At 65.1% G+C, this 17,395-nt stretch carries 22 protein-coding genes; 10 read left to right on the forward strand and 12 right to left on the reverse strand.

The genetic code is table 11. From position 1 onward, the window contains the following. Positions 1-2 precede the first annotated feature (2 nt). From queE to Q5762_RS14290, 3 genes are read left to right on the forward strand one after another with little or no spacing between them, the layout of a single operon-like run. The gene (queE, locus tag Q5762_RS14280) at positions 3-638 is read left to right on the forward strand and encodes a 7-carboxy-7-deazaguanine synthase (protein ID WP_315892441.1); all 636 of its coding nucleotides are present in this window, start codon (positions 3-5) and stop codon (positions 636-638) included. Then, positions 638-994, forward strand: a complete 357-nt coding sequence (gene queD / locus Q5762_RS14285; protein ID WP_315892442.1) for a 6-carboxytetrahydropterin synthase QueD — start codon at positions 638-640, stop codon at positions 992-994. Before queE ends, queD begins: the two co-directional genes overlap by 1 nt. 2 nt (positions 995-996) lie before the next feature. Further along, positions 997-1,764, forward strand: coding sequence for a GTP cyclohydrolase, FolE2/MptA family (locus tag Q5762_RS14290; RefSeq protein ID WP_315892443.1), 768 nt, complete (start codon positions 997-999; stop codon positions 1,762-1,764). A gap of 81 nt (positions 1,765-1,845) precedes the next feature. On the opposite strand, the gene Q5762_RS14295 is transcribed toward Q5762_RS14290, so the two are convergent. Both Q5762_RS14295 and Q5762_RS14300 read right to left on the reverse strand, forming a co-directional pair. Then, entirely contained in the window at positions 1,846-2,358 is a 513-nt protein-coding gene (locus Q5762_RS14295; protein ID WP_315892444.1) for an NUDIX hydrolase, read from the reverse strand. Then, on the reverse strand, positions 2,355-3,617 hold the full coding sequence (locus tag Q5762_RS14300) for a helix-turn-helix transcriptional regulator (RefSeq protein WP_315892445.1): 1,263 nt from the start codon (positions 3,615-3,617) through the stop codon (positions 2,355-2,357). The genes Q5762_RS14295 and Q5762_RS14300 overlap by 4 nt, the downstream gene beginning before the upstream one ends. Positions 3,618-3,863: 246 nt before the next feature. Between Q5762_RS14300 and Q5762_RS14305 the strand changes: the two genes are divergently transcribed. Beyond that, positions 3,864-4,466, forward strand: a complete 603-nt coding sequence (locus Q5762_RS14305; RefSeq protein ID WP_315892446.1) for an ATP-binding protein — start codon at positions 3,864-3,866, stop codon at positions 4,464-4,466. Between the two features lie 122 nt (positions 4,467-4,588). On the opposite strand, the gene Q5762_RS14310 is transcribed toward Q5762_RS14305, so the two are convergent. Continuing rightward, the gene (locus Q5762_RS14310) at positions 4,589-5,122 is read right to left on the reverse strand and encodes a flavoprotein (protein WP_315892447.1); all 534 of its coding nucleotides are present in this window, start codon (positions 5,120-5,122) and stop codon (positions 4,589-4,591) included. 139 nt (positions 5,123-5,261) lie between these two features. Here Q5762_RS14310 and Q5762_RS14315 point away from each other — a divergent pair, with 139 nt between their 5' ends. Beyond that, positions 5,262-6,020: a methyltransferase domain-containing protein gene (locus tag Q5762_RS14315; RefSeq protein WP_399495139.1), complete on the forward strand. Its 759-nt coding sequence runs from the start codon at positions 5,262-5,264 to the stop codon at positions 6,018-6,020. Here Q5762_RS14315 and Q5762_RS14320 read toward each other — a convergent pair. Further along, positions 6,008-6,364 (reverse strand): hypothetical protein, encoded by a 357-nt coding sequence (locus Q5762_RS14320; protein WP_315892449.1) that lies wholly within the window; start codon positions 6,362-6,364, stop codon positions 6,008-6,010. The genes Q5762_RS14315 and Q5762_RS14320 overlap by 13 nt on opposite strands. Positions 6,365-6,420: 56 nt before the next feature. Here Q5762_RS14320 and Q5762_RS14325 point away from each other — a divergent pair, with 56 nt between their 5' ends. Together Q5762_RS14325 and Q5762_RS14330 are read left to right on the forward strand one after the other, a co-directional pair. Next, positions 6,421-7,125, forward strand: a complete 705-nt coding sequence (locus Q5762_RS14325) for a nucleotidyltransferase domain-containing protein (RefSeq protein ID WP_315892450.1) — start codon at positions 6,421-6,423, stop codon at positions 7,123-7,125. A gap of 67 nt (positions 7,126-7,192) precedes the next feature. Further along, positions 7,193-7,666 carry an NUDIX domain-containing protein gene (locus tag Q5762_RS14330; RefSeq protein WP_315892451.1) on the forward strand — a complete coding sequence of 158 codons (474 nt, stop codon included), beginning with the start codon at positions 7,193-7,195 and terminating at the stop codon, positions 7,664-7,666. An 88-nt stretch (positions 7,667-7,754) separates the two neighbouring features. On the opposite strand, the gene gltX is transcribed toward Q5762_RS14330, so the two are convergent. The 4 genes from gltX to Q5762_RS14350 all read right to left on the reverse strand — a co-directional run bounded on the left by gltX (position 7,755) and on the right by Q5762_RS14350 (position 11,452). After that, positions 7,755-9,134: a glutamate--tRNA ligase gene (gene gltX / locus Q5762_RS14335; protein WP_315892621.1), complete on the reverse strand. Its 1,380-nt coding sequence runs from the start codon at positions 9,132-9,134 to the stop codon at positions 7,755-7,757. A 99-nt stretch (positions 9,135-9,233) separates the two neighbouring features. Then, positions 9,234-9,749, reverse strand: a complete 516-nt coding sequence (locus Q5762_RS14340; protein ID WP_315892452.1) for a GNAT family N-acetyltransferase — start codon at positions 9,747-9,749, stop codon at positions 9,234-9,236. A 127-nt stretch (positions 9,750-9,876) separates the two neighbouring features. Beyond that, the gene (locus tag Q5762_RS14345; RefSeq protein WP_315892453.1) at positions 9,877-10,863 is read right to left on the reverse strand and encodes a phosphotransferase; all 987 of its coding nucleotides are present in this window, start codon (positions 10,861-10,863) and stop codon (positions 9,877-9,879) included. Between the two features lie 4 nt (positions 10,864-10,867). Beyond that, positions 10,868-11,452, reverse strand: a complete 585-nt coding sequence (locus tag Q5762_RS14350) for a hypothetical protein (protein WP_315892454.1) — start codon at positions 11,450-11,452, stop codon at positions 10,868-10,870. 119 nt (positions 11,453-11,571) lie between these two features. Between Q5762_RS14350 and Q5762_RS14355 the strand changes: the two genes are divergently transcribed. Then, positions 11,572-12,375, forward strand: a complete 804-nt coding sequence (locus tag Q5762_RS14355) for a phytanoyl-CoA dioxygenase family protein (RefSeq protein ID WP_315892455.1) — start codon at positions 11,572-11,574, stop codon at positions 12,373-12,375. Positions 12,376-12,507: 132 nt separating this feature from the next. Here the strand turns inward: Q5762_RS14355 and Q5762_RS14360 are convergent, their stop codons facing one another. Further along, on the reverse strand, positions 12,508-12,729 hold the full coding sequence (locus Q5762_RS14360) for a helix-turn-helix transcriptional regulator (protein ID WP_315892622.1): 222 nt from the start codon (positions 12,727-12,729) through the stop codon (positions 12,508-12,510). Positions 12,730-13,150: 421 nt separating this feature from the next. On the opposite strand from Q5762_RS14360, the gene Q5762_RS14365 reads away from it, so the two are divergent. Continuing rightward, on the forward strand, positions 13,151-14,191 hold the full coding sequence (locus Q5762_RS14365; RefSeq protein ID WP_315892456.1) for an AAA family ATPase: 1,041 nt from the start codon (positions 13,151-13,153) through the stop codon (positions 14,189-14,191). Continuing rightward, a complete protein-coding gene (locus Q5762_RS14370) occupies positions 14,188-14,739 on the forward strand; it encodes a guanylate kinase (RefSeq protein ID WP_315892457.1) in 552 nt (183 codons plus the stop codon). Before Q5762_RS14365 ends, Q5762_RS14370 begins: the two co-directional genes overlap by 4 nt. A gap of 24 nt (positions 14,740-14,763) precedes the next feature. Here the strand turns inward: Q5762_RS14370 and Q5762_RS14375 are convergent, their stop codons facing one another. From Q5762_RS14375 to Q5762_RS14385, 3 genes are all read right to left on the reverse strand, one after another. Beyond that, positions 14,764-15,633: a DUF1932 domain-containing protein gene (locus tag Q5762_RS14375; protein WP_315892458.1), complete on the reverse strand. Its 870-nt coding sequence runs from the start codon at positions 15,631-15,633 to the stop codon at positions 14,764-14,766. Positions 15,634-15,645: 12 nt separating this feature from the next. After that, entirely contained in the window at positions 15,646-16,296 is a 651-nt protein-coding gene (locus Q5762_RS14380) for an HAD family hydrolase (protein WP_315892459.1), read from the reverse strand. A 169-nt stretch (positions 16,297-16,465) separates the two neighbouring features. Then, the gene (locus Q5762_RS14385) at positions 16,466-17,302 is read right to left on the reverse strand and encodes a sulfotransferase (RefSeq protein WP_315892460.1); all 837 of its coding nucleotides are present in this window, start codon (positions 17,300-17,302) and stop codon (positions 16,466-16,468) included. Positions 17,303-17,395 lie beyond the last annotated feature (93 nt).

Here is a 17,395-nt window from a genome sequence, read left to right on the forward strand (position 1 = left end):
GAATGACCTATCTGGTCAAGGAGATCTTCTACACCTTGCAGGGCGAAGGGAGCCATGCGGGCCGGCCCGCTGTCTTCTGCCGCTTCTCGCGGTGCAATCTCTGGACAGGACTTGAGAAGGATCGGCATCGGGCGATCTGCCAGTTCTGCGATACCGATTTCGTTGGAACTGACGGCGAAGGTGGCGGCCGGTTCGCGTCCCCTGATGACCTTGCCCGAGCCGTCGAGCAGGCGTGGCCTTCAACCTCCGCGGAACACCGCTTTGTGGTGTGCACCGGCGGCGAGCCGCTCCTGCAGCTTGACGAGGCAGCCATCGAAGCTCTGCACGCCAGGGGCTTCGAAGTTGCGGTGGAGACGAACGGCACCCGCGTACCGCCACAGGGCATCGACTGGCTCTGCGTCAGCCCGAAGATCGGCTCTGACCTGGTCGTCACAAGCGGCGACGAGTTGAAGCTCGTCTACCCGCAGTTGGGCGGAGACCCGGGCCAGTTCGAGCACCTCGACTTCCAATTCTTCCGCCTCCAGCCCATGGACGGGCCCGACGCAGAAGCCAACACCCGGGCCACAGTCGACTACTGCATGAAGAACCCGCGCTGGATCCTCTCTCTCCAGACGCACAAGTATCTGGGAATTCAGTAATGGAAATCTTTCGCGAGTTCACGTTCGAAGCAGCGCACCGCCTGCCCAAGGTTCCAGAGGGCCACAAGTGCGCGCGCCTGCACGGCCACTCTTACAAGGTCATCGTCCATGTAGAGGCTCCCGTCGACCCCGAGGCTGGCTGGGTCATGGACTTCGGCGACGTCAAGCGAGCCTTCAAGCCGCTCGAAGCTCAACTGGACCACTACTACCTCAATGAGATCGAGGGCCTTGAGAACCCGACCAGCGAGGTTCTCGCGCGCTGGATCTGGGAGCGGCTGCAGCCGACGCTGCCCGCCCTCTCAGCCCTCACCGTCCGCGAGACGTGCACATCCGGTTGCACTTATCGGGGCGAGTGAGCATGCACGACATTCAGAATGAGACTGACTCTCGGGGCATCGAACTCGATCAGGTCGGCATCAGTGGCCTTCGCTATCCCGTGTACTTCGAGGACGGCTACCTCCGTCAGGACGGCATCGCGGACATCGCAATCACCGTGCGGCTCCAACACGACCGCCGTGGCACGCACATGAGCCGCATGGTCGCCCTCGCGCACGACCACCTTCAGAGGTTCGACCCCCGGCAGTTGCCGCAGGTCCTCAAGGCCGGAGCGGATCTGCTGGATGCGCCCGCGGTTACTGTGACGGTGGCCATGCCTATCAGCACGACCGTTGTAGCGCCAGCCAGCGGCCGTGAGTCGAAACAGGTTCACGACGTCCGTATCGAAGGGCACTGGGACAACGGTGACGTGACCGTGGTAACGGCAGTGACCAGTGAGGTCACCAGCCTCTGTCCATGTTCGAAGGCAATCTCCGACTACGGTGCGCACAATCAGCGCAGCCGGATCACGCTCAACGTGACGGGCCAGGGAGACTCCCCATACCCCCTGCCGGTCCAGAGCGCCGTGCGGTTGTTGACGTCCTCCGCTTCGGCGCCTGTAGTGCCTTTGGTCAAGCGCGCAGACGAACGTGTCCTCACCATGCAGGCGTACGACCACCCTGTATTCGTTGAGGACATGGCCCGCGACGTCAGCCTTGCGTGCCGGGATCGAGGCCTTCGCCACTCGGTGCGCATCCGCAACCTCGAAAGCATCCATAGCCACGATGCTGTCGCATACGTCGCTGGATAAGACCGATCCACCACCGCTCGTCGGTGTCGGGAACTCGGGAACTGCGAGAGAGACCACCTGCGGACGAGGAGCACGGCAGGGCTACCAGGGGGAGGCGCCGTTGCGGAGGTAGCGTGGCCGACCGTCTGAGAGGGCGGCGAGAGCTGCTTCGAAGCGGCGGGTAAGCCGTGGCCGCAACAGTGTTCCGGCTTCCGTGGGGGAGAAGAACGCGAGCTCGGCAAGCTCTTCGTCCTGCGGCCGCAGCGCGCCAGCCGCTTCTTCGTCGATGATGCCGCCGTCGAAGATGAACGCCAGCTGGTCGTCCCACGGCCCGTGCGGCCCCACCCAGTCCACGACCAACTCCCCCCGCAGAGTGACGTGGAGTCCCAGCTCCTCCTTCAGCTCTCGGACTGCTGCCTCCTCGGGAGGTTCGTTGGCCTCGACCATGCCGCCGGGCAGATCCCATGCGGGCTTGTACGTGGGGTTCACCAGCAGAACGTGGCCTTGGCCATTGCGCAGCAGGACATCGGCGGAGACGCGCTTGCGGGCCTGGGTGGCGTTGCCCTCGGCCAGGTAGGCGTTCCAGGCGGCTGGGTCTGCGGGTGTGGGCCTCATGGAAGGGTGCCTCCGCTGTGGGGCGTGATGATGTCGGCCAGCAACAGCATTCTGGCCCGTGCCGCGTCATCGAATCGAGCCAGGAAGTCACGCACGGGTGGGTAATCCCGGTGGAGCTCCAGCATGGCGCGCAGTTCGTCGAGTTGGTGGACGACTCGGATGGAGCTGAGGTTGGGGCTCATCGTCAGCAGCGTGAGCCCGAAGTGGACGGCGGCGTCGAGGTCGGCGCGGTGGACGTGGATGCCGACGAGGGTGATGCGGCTCAGTGCCAGTGACCGTGCCCGGCCGTTCTCCCGGAGACTGATTGCCTGCTCCGCATGGGCGAGAGCCTCGGCGTACCTTTCCAGGTCCCGCATGACCAGGGCGGCTTCACTCGCGAGCGCGGCGGCGTCGAACGGGCTGATCCACGGATGTTCTGCCTCCACCGATGTTCCGAGAACCGTGTGGGCCGTGTCGAGTGCGCGCACCGCGGAGTCGTGCTGCTGCGTGGCGGCGAGGGCCCGGGCATGCATGGTGTGCAGCCTTGCGGTCAGCGACGGGATCCGCCGACCGTGGGCCAAATTTTCGAGGCCGGTCCGAGCCAAGTGCGCCGCCTGGGCCGGATCACCTGTCTGGAGGGCGAGATGGCTGCTGCTCGCCGCGATGTTGGCCGCCAAGGTCAGGTCGCCCGAGGTCCGGGCGAGGGGCAGGGAACGGTCGAAGTGCTGCTGGGCGAGTTCATCGCGTCCTGTGTCATGGGCCATCCAGCCGGCCATTTCGGTGAAGGCCGCGGCGGCCGCGAAGATCTGAAGCCCAGAGCGGGCATCGACGAGCCGCGGTCCAACGTCGTTGTGCAGATGGCGGACGACGGCTCCGTACAGCCGGCCGCCGCCCGCTTGCCGGTCTGCATCGCGGAACGCATCCATGGCGGCCAGGTCGTCACCGTTCGGCGGTATCTCCACAGACTTCTGCGGTGTCGGGGCTTGGGGTTCCCATGAGCGGCGCGCGAGCCCGAGCAGGTGGCCGGGAATCTGGAGGGCGTCGGCGATCTGCTCGAAGACCGAGAGCTTCTCCACTCGGCTCTTGCCGTTCATGTAGTCGTAGAGTCGCCCCTGCGTGATGTCCACCGCTGCCGCGATGCGGCGGGTGCTGACGCCGCGGTGGTTGAGCAGCCGGAACAGGGCCCCCATGTCGCGCTCCGCACACGCGGCAAGCAGGCGTGGATCACCGAGCAGCCCGGCGACGACCTCGCGTAGATCCTGCTGCTGTCGGCCCTTCAAAAGTGCCCCCTCTTAGTGTATTTCGAGGTTATGACCCATGAGGACGCGGTGACTCCATCTTGGAGTCACTGGCTGGAGTCACATGGGGCCCGGGTCACGGCGTTGACTTATGTTCTGCCGGCCCGGAGCGAGAGAACCGCAGCGTTTCTGCTCCGGTTGGCTGCCAGATCGGCGGTCCCGCCCCCGTGTCCCCCGTCGGGGACGGGGCCGCCCTCGTCCCTTTCGGAGGCGTCCGCCATGCCCGCCATGCCTACGCTCGTCACCCGCTTCGACATCACGGGCACCAGCAGCGAGGTTCCTGCTGCCCGGCGCGCGATCGTTGAGAAGACCCGGGCGTGGGGCGTCCCCCTGGACGACGACACTGCCTGCACTGTCGGTGTTGTGGCATCCGAACTGGTCACCAACGCGGTCGTCCACACCACCGGGGCGGTAACTGTCTCGCTGTATCACCAGCCCGGTCGCCTCCTGATCGAGGTCCTCGATACCAGCAGTGATGCCCCGCTGGCACACGAGGCAGGTGTCGGGGAGGAGCACGGCCGTGGCATGGAACTCGTCGGCGCTCTCGCCGCCAGTACTGGCTGGCAGCACGTCGAGCGCGGCAAGCGCGTGTGGGCCGAGATCGCGGTACCGAAGCCGCCCCCACTCTTGCGTGCTGCCGTCTTGCGCCGGTACTTCACAGCGCGATCAGGACCGTGCGTCCACCGCGTGCTGCAGCCGTTTCTTCCCAGCCATCGGGCCGAGACGACGTACCGGCCGCAGCCCAGCGGCCTTGACTGGGCGGGGTATGACCCGTCGCCCGGGTCGGGCCGCTGGCGGCGGAGGGCAGTTCCTCAGCCCTCCGTCGCCTAACCGGTGAGGGTCTGTCTGCACCACGGCACCACGGATGCGCCCGGCTCCGCATCCACCCATTGCGCAATTCCGACGCACCGCGTCTGCGGAGCCTGATGCGCAGACGGTCGAGCTCGACTCGCCTATGAGGAAGTCGTGCTGTCCGCTGCCGTGTGAACGAAGTCATTGTGGATTCGCTCGAGTACGCCGTGCAGTGACTTCCACGGGAAGGGATCCGATTGATCGGCTGGCAGTATGCGCACACCCCACTCGAGCAGGGACTGCAGGGAAGGTTCGTACAGCGGATGTCCCGCCAGGCTGGAGTTCGTCCACGGCACCGCGACCACCGGGACCTGAGCCCCTACAGCCTCGGCAGTCACCGCGAGGGCCAGAGTGTCAGCGATCCCCGCGGCGAGCTTGGTGATCGTGTTGAACGTTGCCGGCGCGACAACGACCGCGTCTGCCTGCGGTAGTGCCACAGGGTCATCTGGGTCGAAGTCCCAGCGCACCGCCTGCCCCGAGCACTGTTCGGCATGGCCAATGTCCAGGAATCGACGCCCCACCGGACTGGGGACGATGCACGGATCCCATCCGGCCGCCCGCAGCGCGGACGCGAAGTCGGGGAGATCCCCGGTAGGGCGTGTTCCACAACCCACAAGATGCACCACTGGACGCATACGAAACCTCTCCCTGTCGGCGTTGATCTTGCCATCCGGACCGCCTCAAACTCCGGCATAGGGGAGCATCACAGCGGCCTATGGTGTGTGGCATCTGACGCGTACATGTATCACTGCGCGGTACGAGAAGGAGACCTGCGTGCCAGAGACCAACGAGACGCTGCACAACCGTTTCATAGAACTGTCCGGGCTTCCGGAACGGGGCCGGGTGGTTGACCTGGGCTGTGGCGCGGGCCCGGCCCTGGCAGCCTTCGCGAGACGCTTTCCGCAGGCGCACCTCACAGGTCTCGACCGCTCTGAGCAGGCGTTGGACACGGCCCGCGAGCGGCTGCAACACCGTTCAGGCATCGTGGAGTTAGCTTCCGTAGATCTGCGAGAGAAGCTGCCGCTTGCCGAGGCGAGCGTGGATGCGGTGATCTCGTCCAACCTTCTGGAGTGCCTGCCCGACCCGGCGCAACTACTGAAAGAGATCTGGCGAGTGCTGTGGCCAGGCGGCCGGGCGGTCTTGTCCCATTCGGACTTCGACGCGATCGTGATCTCCGGTGTCCCTGTCGACCTGGACCGCAGGGTCGGCCACGCCTTCGCCGACGACGCTCCACCGTGGATGGATAGCTCTGACGGCAGGATCGGTCGCAAGCTGCCCGGCTTGGTCCACGCATCACCGCTTGTCCGGACGCATGTGGAGACCGTGGTGACGTCCTCGACTGAATTGACCGGCCACGCAGCCCGGCGTGTCGGTGATATCCGGGGAGCGTTGCGGTCCACCGCCAGACGAGGACACGGCACGGTGGGGCTGGACGAGATCGACAAGTGGTACGACGCGGTTCAACAGGCGGCCGATGCTGGGGACTTCTTCTTCGCCGAGACGGCAGTGGTTGTCGCAGCTCATGCCGTCTGACGAGCTGCGGGCTGCTCGTCCACGGCGTCCAGGAGTGTAACCAGCGGCTGGTTGTCACTGCGGAGCTCCGCATCCCAGTCGGTCAGAACCTCTTCAAGCGCATCGGTGTAGTACCGAATGGCCGCGGTGATGCCGTAGCGGTTGTACGGGGCAGGTGCTGAGGTGAGTCTTGTGGCCCATGCATCCCAGCGGCTTCCGCCGAAGCGGTGGTGGTCCGTGCCGGTGTCGCGGTCGCGTAGGAGCATGGCAGCCACGAGCACGTGCCGGGCGAGCTGCAGCGTGAGGTGGGCACCCGTTTTGGCGGCCGACCCGTGCGCACATCGGGCATGGCGCACGACGCTCACCCGAGCGATTGAACAAACCTCATGCGTGACGCGTCCTGGATACCGATAGTGGCTGCATGGATCCGGTTGTCGTTGCCCGCGCCGTTGTAGAGGAACGTCATCCTGCCGCTCTAGCGGCGTTTCTGGGGGGCAGCGTGCTGACGGAGCACCGCACGGCCTTGTCCGACTTGGACATCGTGGTGTTGTTGCACGGTCTGCCGGCTCCGTACAGAGAGAGCCTTCAGTACGGGGACTGGCCCGTGGAGCTCTTCGTGCACACCGAAGAGACCTGGCACGCATTCGTGGACCGGGAAATTCGCAAGCGCCGGTCCCCACTGCTGTGGATGTGCGCGGACGGCAAGCTGCTCTTCGACGTGGATGGGCTCGGTGAGCGTCTGGCTGCCGAAGCCAGGAAGCTGGCCCTCGCGGGTCCACCTGCGGCGACAGCGGAGGAGATCGAGGACTTCCGCTATTCGATCACGGATCTCCTGGACGATCTCGCTGGGTGTACCGATCAGGGTGAGCGGCTGTTCATCGCCTCAGAGCTGGCGAGACGGACAGGCGAACTGGCGCTGGCACTCGGCGGGTCATGGGGTGGTGGCGGGAAGTGGCTGGCACGTCGCCTCGATGACACGGCACCTGGCCTCAATGCGCGCCTGCACCACGCTGTCCGTGAGGCGTTGAACGGGCAGACCGAAGCCCTTGCTGGCGTCGTTGAAGACGTCCTGGCCCCTGCTGGCGGACGACTGTGGATCGGGTATCGGCGCAGTGGAACTCCATGACTGGCGGGGACGGCTGCGGTGACCCCGATCGACACCGTAGGCGGCTCGTCGGCTCTACCGTGGAGCGATGGCTGAAGCTGTGCAGGGTCGCGCTCCGTTCCAGGTGGTGGTGCTGCCGTACCGGCAGACTGAGGGAGAGCTGCTCTACGCCTTGTTCCGTCGCCTGGACGGCGCCTCCTGGCAGGGTGTGGCTGGTGGTGGTGAAGCGGGAGAAGCACCATTGCAGGCTGCCAGGCGAGAGTTGTCCGAGGAGACAGGCCTGCGGCGCCCGAGATTCATCTCGCTTGACTCGCAGGCGACAGCCCCGGTGCTGCACGTCACGGGTGGGTTCACATGGGGGCCTGACGTCCTGGTGATTCCCGAGTACGCGTTCGGTGTCCGAGCCGACTCAATGGAGTTGGTGTTGTCCAGCGAGCACACCGAGTACGGCTGGTTCTCCCTCGACTCGGCCATGTCGGCGGTGCGTTGGGATTCCAACCGCACCGCGTTGTGGGAACCTGACCACCGTCTCCGCCACGGCGGGGTGCCCCGAGAGCCGTGAGGGCCATGGGGACGGCGAAGCTGCTTCGCCGTCCCCATGGCCCTGACGGCTGTGGCCCCACCGCCCGATGAAGCCGATCCTGTGATCTTCAGGCGGGCGAGTGGCCCACGGCCTGTCTGATCGCGGTGTCGATGCGGGTCAGTGCCCGTTCGCGGCCAAGGACCGCGACTGACTCGAACAGTGGCAGTCCGACGGTTCGGCCTGTCACCGCGACTCGCACTGGGGCTTGCGCCTTACCGAGCTTGAGCCCGTGCTCAGCGGCAGTCTCCTCCAGCCCTGCTTTCAGCGCGTCTGCGGTCCACTCCGTGTCGGCCCAGCGGTCCCGGGCCGAGCGCAGGATCGAGTCCGCACCCGGCTTCATGGCCTTCGCCAAGGACGCCTCGTCATACGGCGGCTGATCGAGGAACAGCCAGTCCACGTACTTGGTGATCTCGCCCAGCACTGTCAGCCGGGTGTGCGCCAGGCCGGCCACCGACCGGAATACCGTCTCGTCGAAGTCGCCCATGTCCCAGGGGGCGTGCGGAGCCTGCAGCCATGGCCTGCATGCGGTGATGAAGTCTTCCGCGGTGAGGTTGCGAAGGTACTCGCCGTTGAACGCGGCGAGTTTCTTCACGTCGAAGAACGCGGAGGACTTGGTGACGTCCTCAAGCCGGAACAGGGCTTCGAGTTCCTCATAGGGGAGGATCTCGACGTTGTCGCCTGGCCCCCAGCCGAGCAGCATCAGATAGTTGACCATCGCTTCGGGCAGGTAGCCCTCAGCCAGGTAGTCCTCGAGCGCGACCTTGTCGCGGCGCTTGGACAGCTTCTGCCGCTTCTCGTTCACGATCACCGGCAAATGCCCCCACACAGGCGGCGCGGCACCGAGTGCCTCCCACAGCAGCTGCTGCTTCGGGGTATTCGACAGGTGTTCCTCGCCGCGGATGACGTGGGTGATGCGCTCCTGGATGTCGTCCACGGTGTTGGCCAAGATGAACACGGGGGTTCCGTCACCGCGGGCGATCACGAAGTCCTCAATGGCGTGATTGGGGAACTCGGTGCGTCCCCGGACAACATCGTCGACGACCGTCATGCCTTCGTCTGGGGTCTGGAAGCGCAGGGCTCGTCCTGGTTCGAGAGCCATGCCACGGTTGCGGCAGAACCCGTCGTACCCCAGGTGCTGCGAGCCGGTGCGTGCGATGACCTGGTCTCGGGTGCAGTCGCAGTAGTATGCGCGGCCGACATCACGGATGCGGCTGGCCGCTTCCCGGTGGGCATCGGCGTTACGTGACTGGAAGTACGGGCCTTCGAAGGCGGGATCCTTGTCGCTGATGCCGATTGCTGTGAGCGCGCTGATGATGCCGTCTACCCATTCGGGCCGGTTGCGTTCGGTGTCGGTGTCCTCGATGCGCAGGACGAAGCGGCCCCCCTGCTGCTGTCGTGCCAGTACCCAGTTGTAGAGGGCGGAGCGGGCACCGCCAACGTGGAACATACCGGTCGGCGAGGGGGCGAAGCGCACACGCAGGGGGCTGGACATGCCCGGCAGCGTAATTGGGTTATTCGTCGGCTCGCTCCTGATTTTTGCGGCGCTTCACGTCGCGGCAGCGCCGCGGGCCATGCGTATGTTCGGCAATCTTCCTTTCCAGAGCTCTTGCTCGCCGGTGGGCGTGAAGCCGTAGCGTTCGTAGAAGCGGATGGCCCGCTCGTTGTAGGCCGTCACCCACAGGCGTATGGGTGCGTCCTCTGCCCAGTCGAGGAACTCGCTCATCAGCTGGCTTCCGGTGCCGTGGCCTTGCGCTTCGTTCAGGAGGTACATGGGTCCGAGAGTGACCCACTCGTCTCTGCGGCCGCACATGAGCCCGACGATCTCTACCGTGGAGCGAACGGTACGGCAGAAGAGCCGATCTGGCTGGTTATTCGCTTCCTGAATGAACTCCCGCCACTGGGCAATGCCCTCAGCGGTGGTCGTGGAGCCACGGTGGTCTCTGATCCACGCTTCGTCGATCCCGGCCTCTTTGTTGGGGTATGTCTGGAGCCAGGCTTTCAGCTGGATCTGGCTGATCGCTGCGGCGTCACCGGTGTGGGGTGATTCGATCAGGTGAGTCATGGACCTCTGCCTCTCTTCGGACGGGACCAGGAGGGGCCCTTCGAGCATCCAGCAGCCTTGAGAGATCGGTTGGCGGGGGGAGCTGACAACCTGGGCTCGGCGGTTGTTGTCAGCGAACGTCTTCCGATCAGAGCTTCCAGTCGCGCCGGGTTGCCAGCCAGCGCATAGTGACCTCGCCGCACCAGGTCTGGTGCTGGCGAATGTGGGGCGACCAGTCCGCCGGGGGCTGTGCGCCGGAGACGATGAAGAAGCCCGCGAGGGCGGCCAGAGCCGCGTCGAGCTGCTCGCCATCGACTCCGTGGGCGGTGGGGTGCTCTGCGAAGAGAGTGGTGGCGTCGTGGCCGTCGGCGCGTGCGGTGGCCAGGAGTAGTACGAGGTCAAACCAACTCGCTCCGAGGCAGGGCCAGTTCCAGTCGCAGATCCAGGCAGCGCCTCCCGTGTCGATCAGGACGTTGTCCTGACGTAGGTCATGGTGGAGGACTGCATCGCCGGCCACGGCTTGTCGCCAGTGGGATTCCAGTTCGGCCAGGGCGTCGAGCCTGTCGGTCGGCACCCATTCCGGCAGGATGCTCGGGCTCGTGGCGCCGCCGGTGAGGTCACGCCAGTGCGCGAAGTCAGTGCCGTCACCAATCGCCTTGAGCCCGACCTTCTGGAGTGCCGCCGAGGGCGCGGAGAGCGCCTCGGCCTTGATCGTGCAGGCGTCGAGGGTCGAGGCAAGCTCGTCAGGCTTCCAGGGAGCGGCGGGCATGCGTCCGCCATCGACCGCGTCGAAGCCAAGGACGATCCATCCGTCTTCCGTCTCCTGGGTCCACCGCAGGCGGGGGGCCGGAACCTTGATCGGCAGGGCCTGGTTGATCAATGCCTCGCGCTGGTAGCAGTCGGCGATCACCGCGTTGTCGTTGGCGTTGACCGCCTTGACGAACTCGGACTCGCCAGGTCCACGGAGCACGGCGGCGAAGCCGCTGGTGAACCCGCTTCCGGCGCTCGGCCCTGCGTCCACCACACCGCCCAGGCGTCGCGAGATGAGCCTGCGGATGTGCTGTGGAAGATCGTCCCAGCGTGGGCGCACGGCCGTGGCGCTGTACTGAAGGCGCGGGGTGATGATGTTCGGCATTCGGTCAGGGTGAGGGAAGTACGTGGGTCTGCGCGACGGATTTCTGGCGCGCATCTGGCAAGGTCCACCCGGTGGTGGCTAGTACCTCGCTTGCGATCTGGAGGACGGATCGGCCGTCGGTCATCACCCGCACGGTGTCCGCCGGTGCGTGCTCGTCAAGGAGCCGCGCCTTGTAGGCGCTGCGTTCGCGCTCCTTCTCGAGCTCCGAGCCGAGTTCCCGGCCAGCCAGGCGTTCGTGGGCTGTGGTGTCGGATGCGGTGAGCAGGACCCGTACGAGCCTCGGTTCTGTTCCCATGACGCGCTTGAACATGGTGGCTGCCTCGGGCAGCACGCTGGCGGTGTGCGTGTAGATGAGCCGGCGATAGCCGAGCTCCTCGTAGTTGCCCCAGATGGAAGCGAGGTTGCGTTCGACGATGGCCGAGCGGTGTGGGTCGCCTTCAGGTGCTGGGTGTACATGGCCGAGGAAGTCTCCTTCCAGGACCACGTGGGCGACCTTCGCAGTGCGTAGCTGCGCAGAGATCTCCCATCCCACCGTCGTCTTTCCGACGCCGGCGCGTCCTCCGATCAGCAGCACCTCGCATTGCTTCATGCGGGAAGAGTGCCAGAAGCGGCGCGTCGAGCCCCGCCTTCAGGCCGATATTCATTCGACAGTCGTGTCCTCAACCCGCTTTCCTGGCCGGGAACTTGTCCCCATGGCAAAGGGTAGACATGTCCAGCAGAGTGCTTTCCTCAACACAGGTGGAAGAGTTTCTCGGGAATGGCTTCACGCGGGTGGAGGGAGCGTTTTCTACTGAGGTGGCGGCCGAGTGCCGTGCGATCTGCTGGCAGGAGACGGGCTGTGACCCCAACGATCCCGCGACGTGGACGGAGCCGGTGATCCGGCTGGGTTCCTGCGCTCAGGAGCCCTTCCGTACTGCTGCGAACACTCCCCGGCTCCTGGGGGCATTCGACCAGCTTGTGGGGGCGGGCAGGTGGCTACCGCGCAAGAGCATCGGGTCCATTCCGATTCGGTTCCCCCACCCTCGGAGCCCCGGTGACGACGGTTGGCACATCGATGGCAGCTACCACCCCGAGGAGCCGAAGAGTGGCCCTCCATGGGTGAATGTCCGCTCGCGCGGCCGTGCGCTGCTCATGCTGTTCCTGTTCTCCGACACCGCGGAGAACGACGCTCCCACTCGGATCCGTGTGGGCTCGCACCTGGACGTCCCCTCACGTCTGGAGGCCGCCGGGGAGGATGGGATGAGCACTGGCGATCTTGCGGCTACCGGCTTGTTCGAGGCGACCGCAGACCTGCCGCAGGTCCTGGCCACGGGCGAGGCGGGCGACGTCTATCTGTGTCATCCGTTTCTGGTGCACGCTGCCCAGCCGCACTGCGGGACATCCCCGCGATTCCTTGCCCAGCCGCCGCTGTACCCCGCGGCTCCGTTCCAGTTGGAGCGTGCCAACGGCGGCTACTCGCCCGTGGAACTCGCCATCCGAAGGGGGATGGCAGGTAGGGCTGCCGGCAGATAGACGTGCCGCAGGCCAAGCGGCGGCGGGCGTCGATGCTGGTTCCCGACGCCGCTTCTGCCTCGGGCCCACTGCTCAGTTCGTCAGTGGTGTGCGTCGCCCAAGTCTTGGGCTCCGCATTCTGAGGTGCCGGGGTCAGGAGACTGCTTGGAGAGGCAGGGCCGGCGCGAGCTGGGCAGGAAGAAGCATCGGTCCTGTGAGTTCGGCGGGTGCGTCCAGGCCGTCCAGGAGCTCGATGATCCGGTCGATGTTGGTGAGGCGCCGCTGCCCGGACTCCAGCATCGACAGGAAGGGCTGGCTCAGCCTCGTCAGGAGGGCCATGTCCTCCTGACGGAGGTGGCCGCGTTCTCGTACCAGTTGGCAGAGCCTGCCGAAGTTCCGCTGAAGTAGGGCGTCTTTAACGTCTTGGTGGGTCCAGACCTCGGCGGGGACAGAGGGGTGCGCTGGCAGAGCTGCTGTCTTGCTGCGGTTGCAGCCGGAACAGACGGTGTCGCTGTTGTACCGGCTCAGGCGGCACCGGCACGTCGTGCACCGGCGATGACCCCACGTTGTTGCAGCTACCTCGGTGGTTCGCGGCCCCGACACTGTGATCGTCTCCCTTGCCGAGTGTTCAACTTTGGCTCCGGCCAGTGCTCCGCCGGTGTGGGTCCCATCACATCTGCGATCGGTGCCGCGGAGTATCACTGGTGCTTGGTGAAGCCGCTCATCATCCGGCGACGTGACTTTTCAACATCCGCTTACACATGGGTTCGCACGGGGCAGACTTAGAGTCCCGATCATGGTGAGTAATGGGCAGGCGGTAGTCGTGGCGAAGAGGCGCGCGGGGTGGCGTCCGGACCAGCTTCGCGCCATGCGCGAAGCTCATGGTCTGACGCTTGAGGGTGCCGGTGAGCGGCTACGTGAAGTGGCCCGCGCTGCCGGGCTCACTGTGCCGGCAGCGAACTTTCAGACGCTGTGGCAACACGAACAGGGCGAGGTCTACCCAGGTCCTCATTACCGTCGGGCTTACTGCCTTCTCTACCGGGCCACCGAACCCGAGTTGGGGTTCCGGAAGGCGCTGCCGGGTGAGCAGACTCAGCTGAAGCTCACCCCGGCCGGGGTGGAGCCACTCGGCGACCACGTCCTGGCCGTCGAGCGCGCGGTGTTGCAGATCGCTCCGGGTGACAGCACCAACAGCAATGGTCAGGAAGTTCAGCAGCGGATCATTGATGCATGGAAGCGTCGTCACACTGGCGGTGACCCGAATCGGCCCACGCTGTTGATGGTGGGGGGATTCGCCGGAAGCGGGAAGTCGGAGTTCTCGCGGTTCATTTCCCGGCTCACCGGGTGGCCGGTCCTCGACAAAGACCCCATCACCCGTCCGCTCGTTGAGCGTCTACTGGTCGAGATGGGAAGCGACCCCAATGACCGCCACTCCCCGGTATATCGGGAGAAGGTGCGGCCCTTGGAGTACCAGTGCTTGCTGGAGACCGCCTACGCCAACGTCGACTGCTCGATCAGCACGGTGCTCACCGCGCCATTCGTCGCTGAAGTGAGCGACGTGCAGTGGATGCGCCGGCTGATCAACCGCTGCGAGGCGCGGGGCGTGACTGTGGCGGTCATCTGGATCCAGTGCGACCTGGAGACCATGCACGAGTACATCAGCTTTCGTTCCGCGGCCCGCGACAGCTGGAAGTTGCAGAACTGGGACGAGTACGCCTCCACGCTCGATCCGGAACTACGCCCAGCGGTGCCGCATTTGGTTGTCGATAACCGTCTCGGAGCGGCAATATCGCTCACTGATCAGGTGCGGCAAATCTTCGGGACGGTGTTCGCATGAACCAGGGCATCCTGCTGTACGGTCCACCCACATCGGGGAAGGACACGATCACTGCGGCGCTGTGCGAACTCAACCCTGCCTATGGCGCATTCGAGCGTTTGAAGATCGGTAGCGGCCGTACCCGTGGCTATCGGATGGGTTCCGCCGATCAGCTCACAGAGATTGAGGAACGCGGGGACGTCATCTACCGTAATGACAGGTACGGCAACATCTACCTCGTGGACCGTCCGGGCCTGGTCGAGGCCATGCAGGACGGGCGCATTCCTATCCTGCATCTCGGCCAGGTTGCCGGCCTTGAGGCGGTGGTGGACGGATTTCTGGCCTCGTGGACGAGTGTGTTGCTGTGGTGTTCGCGGGAGAGCACCGAGGTCCGCTCCAAGGGGCGCGACGACAGCGACACTCAGGCCCGTCTGGCCGCCTGGGACGCTACGGCCAAGGACATCAAGGCCAGCCCGGAGTTCTCGTGGGACCTGCGGCTCGATACCGACACAGTTTCTCCCACAGAGGCGGCGAAAGAGATTGATCTTCTGATTCGCCGCAGCCTTTGACGGCGGGCGAACCGCCGGGAGGCGCTACGGTTCGTCGTGCTCTCCGAAGTCGTGGTCGACGTGCAGGAGTGAGAGTGCCTCGGCGATGGTGAGTTCGCGCTCTCGGGCGTCCGACCACTGGCTGAGGACTTGGCTGGCTGCACGCATCAGGTCATCTGGCAGCCCGACTTCCCTCAACAGGGCTGCGGCATCGTCGAGTTCCGGGCCCCAGCGCCAGGCCCGGGATGCTGTCTTGGGAATGTAGCCGGTCTCCGTCAGGTAGCTGCCGCCCCGTTTCCCGGCGATCTCGAGGAGTTCGTCGGCAACGCCGCTGGCATCGGCGACGCCGTAGGCGAGCGCCGCCAGGACGCGGGAGGCCTTCTGGTAGCTGGAGTACGCCAGCTTCAGTGCGGATGCCGCTCCCGCCTCGGCGCCCAGCACTTTGGTCTTCACGTCAGTCGCGGCGAACAGTTCCGTGGCCTTGTCGCAGCCGTGGGGGTCTCCGGACAGATACAACGTGGGCTGCTTGCCTCCCACCGGCGGGGAGCCGACCACCGCGCCGTCAACGACAACGGCGCCGGGAAGCAGTTCTGCGATAGTCCTGACGCGGTGTGGCGTGATCGCATTCGCTTCGATGTACAACCGGCCATCGAACCCGCCGGCTGCGACGTGCTGTGCGACATCCACCGCGGCAGCGGGCGGACACAGAGACAGCAGGACATCGGCGCGCGCCACCAGTTGCCCGAGGTCCTGCACTCCTTCGAGACCGGCGCTGTCGGCGCGGGCCCGGGACCGACTGCTGCGGCCGTCCGTGCACCACAGCACTCGCACGTTCTGTCCGACTAGCTGGGCGCCGAAAGCGGCGCCCATGCTGCCAGGGTGCAGCAGCCCAACAGTGATCGATTCAGAAGCCATCACGATGTCCTCTCAGCTCACGGTGGTGAGCAGCAGATCGATCGCCTGCCGTACGTGGGTGGTGAAGTGGTCCGGGGCTATGTCGCCACCGGGCCATGACCTACCGCCGCTGATCCAGATAGTGCGTAGTCCGGCCGCGTTACCGCCGCGGATGTCGGTGTCCACTCCGTCGCCCACCATCCAGCCACCGTGGGCAAGATCGGCACCGCAGGCAGCCGCTGCCTTTTCGAAGATCGCTATTCCTGGCTTGCGTACACCAGCGGTCTCGGAGGTGCACACCGCGTCAACGTGATCGGTGATACCCGCGCCGGCCACCTTCGCGGTCTGGATGTCGCTCGCACCGTTCGTGGCGATGACGATCTTCCAACCGGCGCGTCGAAGTATGGACAGCCCTTCGAGCACGTGAGCGGGGCAGGTGGCCGAGCAAGCCATGTGGCCCAAGTAGTCGCGCCACAGCGCCGCAGCCGAAGGGGCGAGACCGTACTGGTTGCGGATCGCTTCGAAGGTCTCAGGGCAGGCACGCTCTCGCACGAAATGGAGCAAATGCAGTCGGGCATCGTCGTCCAGGGCGTACTGCGCGGAGAAGGCCGAAACCCAGTCTGACAAGGGGCCTTGGCGATCAACTAGTGTGTTGTCAAGGTCGAAGATCACCAGCCGCTGCATGGAAGCAGACCCTACGGGATCCATGAGCACGCGAGACAGGCGACCGTGTCGCACGGTCTCCGGAGTACCGGACATTGTTCGTCAAGCCCTGCCCAGCAAAGGCAGCCCGTCAGCCGGGAAATGGTGAGGGCACGGGCTTGCCTTCCAGTAGGACGCAATGCTTGAGCAACTAAAGTTGAAACTTTTCGGTGAGGGCACTTTGCAACCCTGCCGTGGCGGGATCTAGTGGCCACTGCCGATCGACGTCGCGATTATGTGCAATCGAAGAAAACTCGGGACGACCACGGGAATCTACGCGAGCAATAACGGGACGCTGGTGGGCAGAGTTGGTGGCGTGACTCTTCGCCAGGACCGCTGGGTCCAGATCACCTAGCGAGAATCCTTTCGCCGCTATCCGGCATTCGAGATCTCGAATGGTAGGTCCTGGGTTCGCGCAGAGTTCGTCATAGCTCACGGCTACAGTTCTTTCGCTGGGGAGCTCCAGTGCTTTCCCATAGAAGCGGCGCCAGATATTTACCCTTGCGGCTTCGTCCTCACCAGCCCACGGGCGACCACCATCGAACGAACGCCGCAAGCTCTCCACGACTCCACGCGGGTGTCGTAGCATAAGAACAAATAGCGCGTCCGGAACATCACCTGCCAGGTCTTTGCCAAGCAGCAGGTTCCACGGAGAATGGTCCAGATAGAATTCGCAACTTTCCTTTACGGCCACCGACTGAGCGAATTCGAGCGCATGTGTTCGCAAATCGTCAAGGTAGTCGTTCAAGAAGCGTCCGGGAAATCCCTCAAATTCGCGCGGCGCGATCTTGCGCGCAAAATAGAAGGCATTGAATTCGCCCAAGTCGCAGACTCTTTTCGAGCTCCCCAGATATCTACCCATCATCGTTGTTCCACTACGAGGGCTCCCCAGGACGAGGACTGCGCGTGGCGTTCCAACTGCCGGCATCATCGAACTCCTCTCAGCAGGTGAGGCCGCGAAGCCTCCAGGGCGCGCCTGATCCCGCATGGCCGTGGCCTGCGAGAGTGACCTTCCAACTCACAGCCAATCACAGCAAGCTCGTGCGGTGATATCACGGTGGTGATTTGGTTTCGTAGCGAC

The sequence above is a fragment of the Streptomyces sp. P9(2023) genome (genome assembly GCF_032436795.1).
GTDB lineage: Bacteria > Actinomycetota > Actinomycetes > Streptomycetales > Streptomycetaceae > Streptomyces.

What these genes read in the sequence shown, in the direction of transcription:
- Q5762_RS14350 (WP_315892454.1), bottom strand. Translation starts at nt 11,452, where the DNA reads ATGAAGCAATGCGAGGTGCTGCTGATCGGAGGACGCGCCGGCGTCGGA.
- Q5762_RS14375 (WP_315892458.1), bottom strand. Translation starts at nt 15,633, where the DNA reads ATGGCTTCTGAATCGATCACTGTTGGGCTGCTGCACCCTGGCAGCATG.
- queD (WP_315892442.1), top strand. Translation starts at nt 638, where the DNA reads ATGGAAATCTTTCGCGAGTTCACGTTCGAAGCAGCGCACCGCCTGCCC.
- Q5762_RS14385 (WP_315892460.1), bottom strand. Translation starts at nt 17,302, where the DNA reads ATGCGGGATCAGGCGCGCCCTGGAGGCTTCGCGGCCTCACCTGCTGAG.
- Q5762_RS14355 (WP_315892455.1), top strand. Translation starts at nt 11,572, where the DNA reads ATGTCCAGCAGAGTGCTTTCCTCAACACAGGTGGAAGAGTTTCTCGGG.
- Q5762_RS14330 (WP_315892451.1), top strand. Translation starts at nt 7,193, where the DNA reads ATGGCTGAAGCTGTGCAGGGTCGCGCTCCGTTCCAGGTGGTGGTGCTG.
- Q5762_RS14290 (WP_315892443.1), top strand. Translation starts at nt 997, where the DNA reads ATGCACGACATTCAGAATGAGACTGACTCTCGGGGCATCGAACTCGAT.
- Q5762_RS14365 (WP_315892456.1), top strand. Translation starts at nt 13,151, where the DNA reads ATGGTGAGTAATGGGCAGGCGGTAGTCGTGGCGAAGAGGCGCGCGGGG.
- Q5762_RS14310 (WP_315892447.1), bottom strand. Translation starts at nt 5,122, where the DNA reads ATGCGTCCAGTGGTGCATCTTGTGGGTTGTGGAACACGCCCTACCGGG.
- Q5762_RS14325 (WP_315892450.1), top strand. Translation starts at nt 6,421, where the DNA reads ATGGATCCGGTTGTCGTTGCCCGCGCCGTTGTAGAGGAACGTCATCCT.
- queE (WP_315892441.1), top strand. Translation starts at nt 3, where the DNA reads ATGACCTATCTGGTCAAGGAGATCTTCTACACCTTGCAGGGCGAAGGG.
- Q5762_RS14305 (WP_315892446.1), top strand. Translation starts at nt 3,864, where the DNA reads ATGCCTACGCTCGTCACCCGCTTCGACATCACGGGCACCAGCAGCGAG.
- Q5762_RS14345 (WP_315892453.1), bottom strand. Translation starts at nt 10,863, where the DNA reads ATGCCGAACATCATCACCCCGCGCCTTCAGTACAGCGCCACGGCCGTG.
- Q5762_RS14295 (WP_315892444.1), bottom strand. Translation starts at nt 2,358, where the DNA reads ATGAGGCCCACACCCGCAGACCCAGCCGCCTGGAACGCCTACCTGGCC.
- gltX (WP_315892621.1), bottom strand. Translation starts at nt 9,134, where the DNA reads ATGTTCCACGTTGGCGGTGCCCGCTCCGCCCTCTACAACTGGGTACTG.
- Q5762_RS14380 (WP_315892459.1), bottom strand. Translation starts at nt 16,296, where the DNA reads ATGCAGCGGCTGGTGATCTTCGACCTTGACAACACACTAGTTGATCGC.
- Q5762_RS14370 (WP_315892457.1), top strand. Translation starts at nt 14,188, where the DNA reads ATGAACCAGGGCATCCTGCTGTACGGTCCACCCACATCGGGGAAGGAC.
- Q5762_RS14340 (WP_315892452.1), bottom strand. Translation starts at nt 9,749, where the DNA reads ATGACTCACCTGATCGAATCACCCCACACCGGTGACGCCGCAGCGATC.